This is a genomic window from Acidovorax sp. ACV02 (genome assembly GCF_014851475.1).
Classification (GTDB): Bacteria; Pseudomonadota; Gammaproteobacteria; order Burkholderiales; family Burkholderiaceae_C; genus Acidovorax; species Acidovorax delafieldii.
Genome location: NZ_JACUZU010000010.1, coordinates 157,887 through 169,479, shown reverse-complemented (window position 1 = coordinate 169,479; position 11,593 = coordinate 157,887). Strand labels below are relative to the sequence as shown.

The following is an 11,593-nucleotide window of genomic DNA, read 5'->3' as shown; positions in this document are numbered from 1 at the left end:
CGGTGTTCAACTTCATCCCCAAGACGGCGATGGAGTTCTACAAGGCGGTGGCCAGCGATGACACGGCCACGCAGCACCGGCTGCTCAAGTCGTTCTTCATGCCGTACCTGGCCATCCGCAACCGGGTGGAGGGCTATGGCGTGTCGATCATCAAGGCGGGTGCGCGCATCGTGGGCCATGACGGCGGGCCGGTGCGGGCGCCGCTGACGGACCTCAAGCCCCACGAGATGCAAGAGCTCAAGGCGCTGATTGACAAGCTCGGGCCGCAGTGAACGCGGCCTAGCGCAGGGCCTGGTTCACCAGGCCCTCGTTTTTTGCTCCCATTGCAGCCCCCCCTACACCCCGGGCCCGGCCGTGCACAGGTCCGGAGGCAGTCGTGGCACGCCCATTCCCAAAACCCCAACATAACAACGCAGACAGACAAAATGTTCAAGCAAATCGTTATCGCCGCGGCCGCCGCCGTGACCATTGCCGCGCTCGCAGGTTGCGCCGCGGGTGCAGCAACCACAGCCTCCTCGGCATCGACCGAACAGGCAGTGGCTGCCGCCGCAGAAAAGCTGCGCGTGGCCATGATTGACCCCACACCCGCTGCACTGACCGCCCTCGTCGCCGACGACCTGAGCTACGGCCATTCGGGCGGCCGCGTGGACACCAAGGACAGCTTCATCGGCGACCTGATCGCTGGCAAGTCCGACTTCGTGACCATCGCCATCACCGACCAGACCATCAAGGTGGTGGGCAACACCGCCATCGTGCGCCACACTCTTACGGCCGACACCAACGACTCGGGCAAGCCCGGCAAGGTGCAGATCAAGATCCTGGGCGTGTGGCAACAGCAAGGTGGCCAGTGGAAGCTGCTGGCGCGCCAGGCCGTGCGCGTCGCGGCATGATGTAGACACATCGGGGCGGCTGTGTGCCGCCGTATGCCGCCCCTTGCATTTTTTGGCACTGTTGCCCCACGAAACCATGACCACGACTCCCCCTCGCATCCTGCAAATCGGCCGCCTGCCCCTTCCTGCACTGGAGGCCGAACTGGCTGCCCGTTACAGCGTCGCCCGCCTGGCCGACCAGACCGATCCGGCGGCTTTTCTGGCGTCGCACGGTGCGGAGTTCACGGGGGTGGTGACCACCGCAGCCATCGGCCTCAAGGGCGAAGTCATTGCGGCATTGCCCAACCTTCGGGTCATCAGCAGTTTTGGCGTGGGTTTTGATGCGCTGGACATCGATGCAGCCAAGGCCCGTGGTGTGCAGGTGGGCTACACACCCGGCGTGCTCAACGACTGTGTGGCCGACATGGCGTTCGCGCTGATGCTGGATGTGTCACGCCACGTGGCCGCCAGCGACCGTTTTGTGCGCCGTGGTGAATGGCCGAAGGCCAGATACGCACTGGGCACCCGCGTGTCCGGCAAGCGGCTGGGCATTGTGGGCATGGGCCGCATCGGGCAGGCCGTGGCCGAGCGTGCGAGCGGGTTTCGCATGGAGGTGGGGTACCACAACCGCCGCCCGGCGCAGGAATGTGCACTGCCCTACTTCGAGTCGGTGACCGCGCTGGCGCAGTGGGCCGACTACCTCGTGCTCACCGTTGCAGGCGGCTCTGCAACGCGCCACCTCGTCAACCGCGATGTACTGGAGGCCTTGGGCCCCAACGGATTTCTCATCAATGTGGCGCGTGGCACTGTGGTGGACGAGGCGGCACTGATCGATGCGCTGACCGAGCGCCGCATTGCCGGCGCCGGGCTGGACGTGTTTGAGAACGAACCCAGCGTGCCCGCCGCGCTGATGGCGCTGGACAACGTGGTACTGACCCCGCACACCGCCAGCGCCACCCACGAAACCCGTCGCGCCATGGCAGACCTGGTGCTGGAGAACCTGGCATCCTTCTTTGCGACGGGCACCGTGCGCACGCCGGTGCCAGGCACGCCGGGCGCTTGAGCCCGCCACGGCGCCCTGTGTAACGCAGCTGCCCTCACAGGGAGGGTGTGGGGCAGTTCAGCGCGTCACTTCACGCGGTCGCGCGAGATGTCCATGATCATGCGCGTGGCCAGGTACAGGCGCGGCACGATGGTGTTGATCTGCACGTACTCCGCATCGTTGGAGTGCGCGCCGTAGCCCGACAGGCCCATGCCCTCCACCACCGCGCCCTTGGTCTTGAGCGCCGCAAACGCTGCGTCGGTGCCGCCGCCGGTGGCTTTTTCCACCACATTGAGCGACATGCCCAGCTCCTGGTAAATGACCTTGCCGTAACCCGCCACGCGGCGGGATGCGTCGCTGGCCTCCAGCGGCGGGCGGCGCACTTCAAACTTCACATCCACCTTGGATGCGGGCAGCAGCTTGCTCTTGACCTTCTCTTGCAGGCCTTTCTCCAGCCCGTCGAAGTCCGCCACACGCAGCGCGCGCGCATCGGCCTGGGCCGTGGCTTCGGCCGGAATCACGTTGCGGTTGGTGCCCGCCTTGGACACCGTCCAGTTCAGCTTGAGGCCCTCGTCGGACTTGGACAAGTCCTTCATTTGCAGCAGCTGGTGCGACAGCTCATACAGCGCGTTCACGCCATCCTCGGGCTTGGCCCCGGCGTGCGATGCCTTGCCCTGCACCGTAAGGTAGGCCGCTCCAATGCCGCTGGTGGCCAGGCGCAGCGTGCCGTCGGTGCCGCCGCCTTCGAACGACAACACCACGTCCTGCTCAGACGCCACACGGGTGATGGTGCTGCGCCAGCCGGGCGAGCTGATTTCTTCGTCACCGTTGATCAGCACGGTGAGCGTGCCGTAGTCCTTGAAGTTGAGCTTTTGCAGCAAGGCCACGGTGTGGATGATGAGCGCGATGCCCTGCTTGTCGTCCGAAATGCCCAGGCCATAGGCCTTGTCGCCATCGATGCGGAACGGCTGGCCTTTGAGCATGCCCTTCAGGTACACCGTGTCCATGTGCGCGATGAGCATGATCTTCTTGCTGCCCGTGCCCTTGAACACGGCCTGCACTGCAGGGCCCACCTTCTCGGGGGTGTCGTCGAGGCGGTAGATGTCACTGGTTTGCAGCACGTCCACCGTGCCGCCCAGCTGCTTGAGCTGGCTGGCAATGCGCTCGGCGATCTGATTCAGGCCTTCGATGTCCTTGCTGCCCGACTCGATATGCACCAGGTCGCGCAGGGTGTCGAGCAGCGGCTGCTGCTCCTTCTGGGCCAGCGCATGGACATCAGCCACCGGCGCAGCGTTGGCCACGGCGGCGGCAAACGCCAGCGCCAACGAGGCCATCAGGGGGCGGACAAACGAAGGGGCTGAGTGTGGGCGGCGCTGCAGATGGTGCATGGTGCAAAGGCTCGGTGAAGGAATGAGGAAAGCGATTATGGAGTCTTGCAACACCAATTTCAAACACTGATCCTCCTTGCAATGTTTCGGTCAGCGCCTGCGCGCCAGACTCAGCCCGCGGGCGCAAACACCTCGGGGCCCAGCCGTGACCTGTGGCCCCGCGGTTCGAACAGCCACATGCCATACAGCGGCAGAGATTCCGCCAGCCGCAGGGGCGCCACCAGCGTGGACGCACCGCCCAGCAACGCAGGGTGCGGCACAACAGCCAGCAGGTCGGACTGCGCCACCAGGTGCAACAGGCTGGCAAAGTCGGGGCAGCGCACGGACATCTTGGGCGCGGGCATGCGGCGCACACGGTGCGCTTCCGTCAACACATCCACCGGTCCGCTGACACTGGGCCCCACACAGGCCCACGCAGCGCCCTGCAGTTGCGCCAGCGACTGGGCCCGGACCAATGGGTGGCCCTTGCGCGCATAGACCTGGGGATGCAACTCGTACAGGGGGCGCTCCGCCACATCGGGATGCGCAAACTTGCGCGGTTTGGGGGCAATGACCGCATCAAAACGCCGCTGTAGCAGGCCTTCCAGCAGACTGCCTTCATCGGCCGTCGCCATCTCCAGCGAGCGCCGGGCGTTGGGCAGGCACCAGCTGGCATACAGCAGCGGTCCACAGACCAGCGCCGCAGAAGACGTCAGCCCCACCCGCAGCAGGTATCGGTCTGCCGCAACCACTGACGCGCGGGGCAGCGCCTCCACCCCTTGTGCCAGGGGCAGGGCCTGCGCGGCCACGGCTCGGGCCAGGTCGGTGGGTACATGGCGGCGTCCGTCCCGCACCAGCAAGGGCTGCGCGAAGTGGGCTTGCAGCGCCTTCATGCCATGGCTGATCGCAGGCTGCGACACACCGCAGGCCTTGGCCGCCAAGGCGAACGAGCCTTGTTCGATGACCGCGTGGAGGTATTGCAGGTAGCGCAGATACATAAACACCTTTTATGTATAAGCCACCATTGTCTCTTGTCGTGCGGCGCGGAGTTGGCGAAGCTACGCACTCCATTCCACGACCTTTGCATCGCCACGTATGAGCCACACCCCCATCGACACCGTCCGCACCTACCTCGCCCACCTGCATGCCAGCCACACCGACGGGCTGATTGCGTGCTTTGAAGACGATGGCGTGGTGCATTCGCCCTTTCTGGGCGCCATGCGCGCGAGCGACTTTTTCCAAAAGCTCGCCCAGGCTTCCAGCGGCAGCGTGATCACCGTGCTGGATCTGTTCGTCTCCGCGCAACCAGACAACGGCGGCGCCGTGCGGGTGGCCGCCTATTTCCGCTACGACTGGACTTTGAACGATGGGCGCGAGGTGACGTTCACCTGCGTGGATGTGTTCACGTTCGACGCGGGCAGCACCCGCATCCGCGACATGAACATCGTCTACGACACCCACCCGCTGCGTGAGGAGGTGGGCGACAAGTACGCGCCTGATCCGGTCACAGCAGCTCCACGCCCTTGAGCGTCACAAAACTCGTCTCGCGCGTGACCTGTACAAAGTCCTGCAGGTACGGCTTGGCCGACAGGCTGGGCAGGCAGGCGGCGTGCAGCTCGCCGCGCAGGCCTTTGTCGCCAGGTCCTGCCGCAATGGGCCGCGCCGTCACATACCCCCGGTCCAGGTAGCTCTGCACCGCCCACAGCGGCAGCGCCGCCACGCCGCGCCCGCTGGCCACCAGCTGCAGCATGGCCACCGTCAGCTCGGTGGTGCGGCGCGGGGGGCGCACGCCGGCGGGCTCCAGCACCTGGCGGATCAAATCGAGCATTTCGTCGGGCACGGGGTAGGTGATGATGGTCTGGTCGGCAAAGTCCTGCGCCACCAGATGCGGCTTGGCCACCAGCGGGTGCGTGTTAGCCAGCAGCGCGCGGATCTCGAAGCCAAACAGCGCGTGGTAGTCCACGCCCGCCTCGTCGGCATCCACCTCCGACACGATGGCCACATCGGCCCGGCCCTGGTGCAGCAGGCCCACGGGGTCGGCATGGAAGCCGCTCACGATGTCCAGCTCCACCTCGGGCCAGCGGGTGCGAAACGCGTCCATGGCGGGCATCAGCCAGTCAAAGCAGGTGTGACATTCCACCGCAATGCGCATCTGCCCACCCTGCCCCAGCACCAGGCGGGCGATGTCGCGCTCGGCGCCTTCCACCTGGGGCAGCATGGCATCGGCCAGGGCCAGCAGCCGCTCGCCCACGGCGGTGAACTGCGGCGGCACCGATTTGCGCTCAAACAGCGGCTGGCCGTAGCGGTCTTCCAGCAGCTTGATCTGGTGCGACAGCGCCGACTGCGTGAGGTTGAGCAACTGCGCGGCCCGCACCAGGCTGCCGCTGTCACGCAGGGCCACCAGCGTGCGCAGGTGGCGTACTTCCAGGATCGACTGGTTCATTATTAATTTTCAAGTTGATCAACTAAAACTTTCGTTTGAATAATAAACGAGCCTGCGTGACCATCGGTGCCTTCATTGCATTGCTCCATTCAGAAGAAGGAAATCACCATGTCGCTCGCCGCAGTTTCCGTAACCGCCGCCACCCGCCGCCCCGTGCGCACGCACACCCTGGGCTTTCCGCGCATGGGGGCGCAGCGTGCGCTGAAATTCGCGCTCGAATCCTTCTGGCGGGGCGACAGCACCGAGCCCGAGCTTCAAGCCACCGCCGCCCAGCTGCGCCAGCAACACTGGCAGGCGCAGGCCGATGCAGGCCTGGGTTGTGTGACCATGGGCGACTTTGCGCTGTACGACCATGTGGCCAACCACATCCAGCTGCTGGGCTGCGAGCCTGCGCGCTTTGGCTTTGATGCCCACACGCCCGAGCTGGCCCGCTACTTTGCAATGGCACGGGGCGTGTCGGCCCACACCACACCTGACCACGCAGGCTGCAGCGCCGGTTGCACCGCCAAGCACCACACCGCAGGCCAGCCTGCACTGGAGATGACCAAGTGGTTCGACACCAACTACCACTACCTCGTGCCCGAGTTCAGCGCCCACACCCAGTTCCACCTGGCCAGCGAGCGCCTGTTTGCCGAGGTGGCCGAGGCCCAGGCGCTGGGCCACCGCGTCAAGGCCGTGCTGCTGGGGCCGCTGAGCTTTTTGTGGCTGGGCAAATCCAAGGCGGCGGGCTTTGACCGCTTCAGCCTGCTGGAGCAACTGCTGCCCGTGTACGAGGCCGTGCTGGCACGCCTGAAGGCCCAGGGCGTGGAATGGGTGCAGATCGACGAGCCCATCCTGGGCCTGGACCTGCCCGATGCGTGGCGCCATGCCTTTGAGCCCAGCTACTGGCAACTCGCCCGCAGCGCGCCCAAGCTGCTGCTGGCCACCTACTTCTCGCCGCTGGCCGAGAACCTGCGCCTGGCCTGCCAGCTGCCCGTGGCCGGCCTGCATGTGGACGCCGTGCGCGCGCCCGACGAACTGGTAGGCGTGGCCGACTGGTTGCCCTCGCACAAAGTGCTGTCGGTGGGAATCGTGGACGGCCGCAACATCTGGCGCACCGACCTGGATGCGGCGCTGCAAAAGCTGCGGCCCGTGGCCGACAAGCACCAGGGCGAGCTGTGGCTGGCACCGTCGTGCTCGCTGCTGCATGTGCCGTTCAGCCTGCAGGCCGAGACGCAGCTGGATGGCGAGGTGAAGTCGTGGCTCGCGTTTGCGGTAGAAAAGCTCCATGAGCTGCGCGTGCTTGCCACCGCCTTGTCGCAAGGCGAAGCGGCGGCAGACGACGAACTGCACGCCGCCCGCACCCCCCTGGCCGCCCGCCGTGCCAGCCCGCGTGTGCACCGCGCCACCGTGGCGGCCCGCATTGCCGCGGCCGCGCCAGGGGCCGACCAGCGCGCCAGCGCCTTCCCTGCCCGGCAAAAGGCCCAGCGCGCACGGCTGAAGCTGCCGCTGTTGCCCACCACCACCATTGGCTCGTTCCCGCAGACGGCGGAGATCCGCGCCGCACGCGCCGCCTTCAAGCGCGGGGCACTGGATGCGGCCCACTACCAACAGAAGATGGAAGCTGAAATTGCCCTGGCCGTGCGCAAGCAGGAAGCCCTGGGCATTGACGTGCTGGTGCACGGCGAAGCCGAGCGCAACGACATGGTCGAGTACTTTGGCGAGCAGCTCGACGGCTTTGCCTTCACCGCCAACGGCTGGGTGCAGAGCTATGGCTCGCGCTGCGTGAAGCCGCCCATCATCTACGGCGACGTGGCCCGTCCCACGCCCATGACCGTGGCCTGGACGCAGTACGCGCAGAGCCTCACCGCCAAACCCATGAAAGGCATGCTCACCGGCCCCATCACCATCCTGCAATGGAGCTTTGTGCGCGACGACCAGCCCCGCGCCACCACGGCCGACCAGATCGCCTGGGCCATCCGCGACGAGGTGTGCGACCTCGAAGCCGCCGGCATCGCCATCATCCAGATCGACGAGCCCGCGATCCGCGAAGGGCTGCCGCTGCGCCGCGCGGGGTGGAAGAGCTATCTGGAGCGCGCCACGCGCGCCTTCCGCATCAGTGCCAGCGGCGTGCGCAATGACACGCAGATCCACACCCACATGTGCTACAGCGAGTTCAACGACATCCTGCCCGCCATCGCGGCCATGGATGCCGATGTGATCACGATTGAGACGAGCCGGTCGGACATGGAGCTGCTGCAGGGCTTTGGCGACTTCAAATATCCGAACGAGATCGGCCCTGGCGTGTACGACATCCACTCGCCCCGCGTGCCTGGCGTGCAGGAGATGGCTGCGCTGCTGGAAAAAGCCGCCGAGGTCGTGCCCGTGGAGCACCTGTGGGTGAACCCCGATTGCGGCCTCAAAACCCGGGGCTGGCCCGAGACCGAAGCCGCCCTGCGCCACATGGTGCAGGCCGCGCAGGAAGTGCGCGAGCGGTTGCTGGAAGAGGCGGCCTTGGCCTGACGGCCCCCCGGTTCAGCCAGCAGCGCGCTTGATCTCGGCCAACTTGACCAGCACCTGCAGCGCGTGGTTCAGCGGCGTCGGCACGCCCAAGGCGGCGCCGCGCTTGACCAAATAGCCATTCAGGTGGTCGATCTCGGTGGGTTTGCCACGCGCCAGATCCTGCGCGGTGGACGAATACTGCCCGGGCATGGTGCTGGCAATGCCGCGCACCGCCGCCTGCACATCGCCCGGAATCGTCACTCCATCGGCCGCCGCCACCGCCAGGCACTCGGCCACGATGTCGGCAATCACCTGCGTCACGCCGGGCACCTGCACCAGCGGGCCGTAGGGCTGCTGCGACAGGGCCGACAGCGCGTTGTAGGCGCTGTTGAGCAGCAGCTTGGCCCAGAGCGCGCCGCGCACGTTGTCTGACACCTGGGTGGGAATGCCCGCCGCCGTGAGCTGACGGGCCACCTCGTCGCTGCGCGACGAAGGTGCAATCACCAGCTCGCCCCGGCCATGGTGCACCACATGCCCGGGGCCGCCCATGGCAGTAGCCACATAGACCACCGCGGCTGCCACGGGGGTGCTGGCGTCCAGCACGGCGCGCACGCGCTCGTCGTTGTCCACACCGTTCTGCAAAGTCAGCACCAGCGCGCCAGGGGCCAAATGGGGGCGAATCTGCTGCGCGGCGTCTTCCGAGTCGGACGACTTCACGCAGAACAGCACCACGTCCGCGCCGTGCACGGCGCTGGCCTCGGTGCTGGCCGCCAGGGGCACCTGCACATCCATCGCCGCCGTCTGCAGCCGCAGACCGTTGTCACGCACGGCCAGCACGTGGGCGGGCCGCCCGATGAGCGTGACGGCATGGCCCGCCCGGGCGAGCAAGGCACCAAAGTAGCAGCCCACGGCACCCGCGCCCATCACGGCAAAACGCAGGGGCGGTGCAATGTCCAAGGCAGTGGGCAGGGAGGCAGATGAATCAGCAGCAGCGGTCATGGCGGTGTCCCGGTGGGCAAGTCACGGAAGGGGCGGTCACAAGGCGCCCCACTATATCGGCGGCAGCCTGCGCACCAATAATCAAGGGTTTTTGGGCTAATGCGCTAGTCGAACATGCCTTATCAGCTATCAAATACGTAGCAAATTGACCTTCTGCAAGGCTGCTTGCGGGGGCGCACTCCCTCCACTCGCGCCATTTTCAGCACCGCGAACCCCCGTCCGTTACCTCCCGTTCGTGGGCTCCCACCCCGCTCAAAGGCCCCTCTCCAGTGTCAGGAATTCAATCAATGCAAAGACAATAATTGTCTAGTCAATTAAATTTCCCACCCATGTCAGCCCCTCCCGAACCCAGCCAAGCCCCCGCGTTCTACAACGCCGAGCACTACGACCCCAGCAAGCTGGTGCCCGAAAACAGCGTCGGCTACCTGATGCGCAAGGTGATGTCGTCCATCCGCACGCAGGCCGATGCCCAGCTGTCTTTGCACGAACTCACCTACGCCCAGTGGCTGCCACTGTTCAAGTTGTCGCTGTGCGAGACCGCGACCGTGGCCAGCCTGGCGCGTGACCTGGAGACCGACCCGGCCTCCATGACCCGGTCGCTCGACCGCATGGAAGCCAAGGGCCTGGTGGTGCGGGAGCGCTCCACCGTGGACCGCCGCGTCGTGCAACTCAGGCTCACACCGGAAGGCCAGCGCATTGCAGCCCTCGTGCCGCCCGTGCTGGCCGACGTGCTCAACGGCCACCTCAGCGACTTCAGCCATGACGAGTGGCAGCTGCTGCTGTCCATGCTGCGCCGCATGCTGGCCAACGGCGAAGCGCTGCGCCAGCAGCCACCCTCACCCACCGAACCCGCAGCCGGTTGACCCCGCCCTGTTGCCCTGCCCCCTGGAGATTTCCGTGACCGCCACTGCCCCCACCTCCCTGTCCACCCGCTCTGCCCTCGCCGCCCATCTGGCGGTATCGGCCGTTGCCCTGGCCGCCGCGCTGCTGCTGGTGGGCTGCGCCAACCCCGGCCCGGCCCACACACCGCTCGCGCAAACCACCCCGGCCGCCGCTGGACTGACCGCAACCACCACCGACGTGGTGGCCACCAGCCAATGGTGGAAAGCATTGGGCGACGAGCAGCTCAACACCCTGATCGACACCGCCCTGCAGGGCAACCCCAGCCTGGCCGTGAGCCGTGCCCGCCTGGAGCAAGCCGTGGCCCTGAGCCAGGTGCGCGAGGCCGCCAACGGCCCGCAGGCCACCCTGGGCGTGGACGCTACCCGCCAGCGCTACACCGCCAACGGGCTGGTGCCCGCCCCGGTGGCTGGCAACACATACAACAGCGGCACCGTGCAGGCCACGCTGAGCTGGTCGCCCGACTTCTTTGGCCAGCACGCTGCCGAGCTGCAGGCTGCGCTGGGCCAGGCCCGCGCCGCCCAGGCCGATGCAGCCGCCGCCGCCAACACCCTGGCCGCCCAGGTGGGGCGCAGCTATGTGGCGCTGGCCCGGCTGGTGGCCCAGCGCGATGTGGCCACGCGCGCGCTGGAGCAACGGGAAGAACAGCGCAAGCTCACGCAAGAGCGCACCTCTGCCGGCCTGGACAGCCAGGTCGAGCTGACCCAGGCCCAGGCCGCTGTGCCCGACGCCCGCACACAAATCGAAGCGCTCGAGGAGCAGATCACCCTGGGCCGCCGCCAACTGGCCGTGCTGACCGGCCAGGCGCCCGACGCCCTGCCCCAGCTCACGCCCCGCCTTGCTGCCCTGCAGCCCACTGCCGTGCCCGAGGTGCTGGGCGCCGACCTGCTGGGCCGCCGCCCCGATGTGGTGGCCGCGCGCTGGCGCGTGGAAGCGGCAACGCAAGGTGTGAACAGCGCGCGCAGCGAGTTCTATCCCAACATCAACATCGGCGCGTTCATTGGCCTGAACTCGCTGGGACTGGACCGTTTGTTCAACGGTAGCTCGCGCCAGATGGGCGTGACCCCCGCGCTGCGCCTGCCCATTTTTGACGGGGGCCGCCTGCGCGCCCAGCTGGGCGGCCGCGCTGCCGAGATGGACGTGGCCATCGCCCAGTACAACGGCGCCGTGCTCGATGCGGTGAAGGAAGCCGGCGACGCCGTGGCCTCCATCCAGTCGCTCACCCGCCAGCAGGCCTTGCAGGACGAGGCCGTGGCCAGCGCCGAAAAAGCCTACCGCTTTGCGCAGGAGCGCTACCGCGCAGGGCTGGGCAACTACCTGGTGGTGCTCTCCACCGAAAGCCAGGTACTGGCCCAGCGCCGCCTGGCCGTGGACCTGCGCGCCCGCCAGCTCGACACCCGCCTGGTGCTGATGAAGGCCCTGGGTGGCGGCTGGACGGACGACACGGCCGTGCTGCACACCGCCGCCGCGCACTGACCGGCCCACCGCACCG

The 11,593-nt window shown here is 67.0% G+C and carries 10 protein-coding genes and 1 pseudogene; 7 read left to right on the top strand and 4 right to left on the bottom strand.

Translation table 11 applies throughout. The annotated features are described in order from the left end of the window. The 3 genes and pseudogenes from IB236_RS22025 to IB236_RS22015 all read left to right on the top strand — a co-directional run. Window positions 1-272: pseudogene (locus IB236_RS22025) on the top strand (5-dehydro-4-deoxyglucarate dehydratase); the annotation flags it as partial. Window positions 273-425: 153 nt separating this feature from the next. Continuing rightward, window positions 426-890, top strand: coding sequence for a nuclear transport factor 2 family protein (locus tag IB236_RS22020; RefSeq protein WP_192422226.1), 465 nt, complete (start codon window positions 426-428; stop codon window positions 888-890). 76 nt (window positions 891-966) lie between these two features. After that, complete coding sequence (locus IB236_RS22015) at window positions 967-1,932, top strand: 2-hydroxyacid dehydrogenase (RefSeq protein ID WP_192422225.1); 966 nt, start codon at window positions 967-969, stop codon at window positions 1,930-1,932. A gap of 65 nt (window positions 1,933-1,997) precedes the next feature. Here the strand turns inward: IB236_RS22015 and IB236_RS22010 are convergent, their stop codons facing one another. Together IB236_RS22010 and IB236_RS22005 are read right to left on the bottom strand one after the other, a co-directional pair. Then, entirely contained in the window at window positions 1,998-3,299 is a 1,302-nt protein-coding gene (locus IB236_RS22010; protein ID WP_192422224.1) for a M20/M25/M40 family metallo-hydrolase, read from the bottom strand. Window positions 3,300-3,409: 110 nt separating this feature from the next. After that, window positions 3,410-4,276, bottom strand: coding sequence for a LysR family transcriptional regulator (locus IB236_RS22005; RefSeq protein WP_192422223.1), 867 nt, complete (start codon window positions 4,274-4,276; stop codon window positions 3,410-3,412). Window positions 4,277-4,373: 97 nt separating this feature from the next. On the opposite strand from IB236_RS22005, the gene IB236_RS22000 reads away from it, so the two are divergent. Beyond that, window positions 4,374-4,805: a nuclear transport factor 2 family protein gene (locus IB236_RS22000; protein ID WP_192422222.1), complete on the top strand. Its 432-nt coding sequence runs from the start codon at window positions 4,374-4,376 to the stop codon at window positions 4,803-4,805. Here the strand turns inward: IB236_RS22000 and IB236_RS21995 are convergent. After that, the gene (locus IB236_RS21995; RefSeq protein ID WP_099655585.1) at window positions 4,783-5,721 is read right to left on the bottom strand and encodes a LysR family transcriptional regulator; all 939 of its coding nucleotides are present in this window, start codon (window positions 5,719-5,721) and stop codon (window positions 4,783-4,785) included. The genes IB236_RS22000 and IB236_RS21995 overlap by 23 nt on opposite strands. A gap of 108 nt (window positions 5,722-5,829) precedes the next feature. On the opposite strand from IB236_RS21995, the gene metE reads away from it, so the two are divergent. Then, window positions 5,830-8,223: a 5-methyltetrahydropteroyltriglutamate--homocysteine S-methyltransferase gene (gene metE / locus IB236_RS21990; protein ID WP_192422221.1), complete on the top strand. Its 2,394-nt coding sequence runs from the start codon at window positions 5,830-5,832 to the stop codon at window positions 8,221-8,223. 12 nt (window positions 8,224-8,235) lie between these two features. On the opposite strand, the gene IB236_RS21985 is transcribed toward metE, so the two are convergent. Beyond that, complete coding sequence (locus IB236_RS21985; RefSeq protein ID WP_192422220.1) at window positions 8,236-9,201, bottom strand: ketopantoate reductase family protein; 966 nt, start codon at window positions 9,199-9,201, stop codon at window positions 8,236-8,238. A gap of 329 nt (window positions 9,202-9,530) precedes the next feature. On the opposite strand from IB236_RS21985, the gene IB236_RS21980 reads away from it, so the two are divergent. Beyond that, window positions 9,531-10,064 carry a MarR family winged helix-turn-helix transcriptional regulator gene (locus IB236_RS21980; protein ID WP_056062509.1) on the top strand — a complete coding sequence of 178 codons (534 nt, stop codon included), beginning with the start codon at window positions 9,531-9,533 and terminating at the stop codon, window positions 10,062-10,064. Between the two features lie 34 nt (window positions 10,065-10,098). Continuing rightward, window positions 10,099-11,577 (top strand): efflux transporter outer membrane subunit, encoded by a 1,479-nt coding sequence (locus IB236_RS21975; protein ID WP_192422219.1) that lies wholly within the window; start codon window positions 10,099-10,101, stop codon window positions 11,575-11,577. Window positions 11,578-11,593 lie beyond the last annotated feature (16 nt).

Excerpts from the sequence above, each read along its gene's own strand:
- IB236_RS22010 (WP_192422224.1), bottom strand. The coding sequence starts at position 3,299 with ATGCACCATCTGCAGCGCCGCCCACACTCAGCCCCTTCGTTTGTCCGC.
- metE (WP_192422221.1), top strand. The coding sequence starts at position 5,830 with ATGTCGCTCGCCGCAGTTTCCGTAACCGCCGCCACCCGCCGCCCCGTG.
- IB236_RS22005 (WP_192422223.1), bottom strand. The coding sequence starts at position 4,276 with ATGTATCTGCGCTACCTGCAATACCTCCACGCGGTCATCGAACAAGGC.
- IB236_RS21995 (WP_099655585.1), bottom strand. The coding sequence starts at position 5,721 with ATGAACCAGTCGATCCTGGAAGTACGCCACCTGCGCACGCTGGTGGCC.
- IB236_RS21980 (WP_056062509.1), top strand. The coding sequence starts at position 9,531 with ATGTCAGCCCCTCCCGAACCCAGCCAAGCCCCCGCGTTCTACAACGCC.
- IB236_RS22000 (WP_192422222.1), top strand. The coding sequence starts at position 4,374 with ATGAGCCACACCCCCATCGACACCGTCCGCACCTACCTCGCCCACCTG.
- IB236_RS22020 (WP_192422226.1), top strand. The coding sequence starts at position 426 with ATGTTCAAGCAAATCGTTATCGCCGCGGCCGCCGCCGTGACCATTGCC.
- IB236_RS21985 (WP_192422220.1), bottom strand. The coding sequence starts at position 9,201 with ATGACCGCTGCTGCTGATTCATCTGCCTCCCTGCCCACTGCCTTGGAC.
- IB236_RS22015 (WP_192422225.1), top strand. The coding sequence starts at position 967 with ATGACCACGACTCCCCCTCGCATCCTGCAAATCGGCCGCCTGCCCCTT.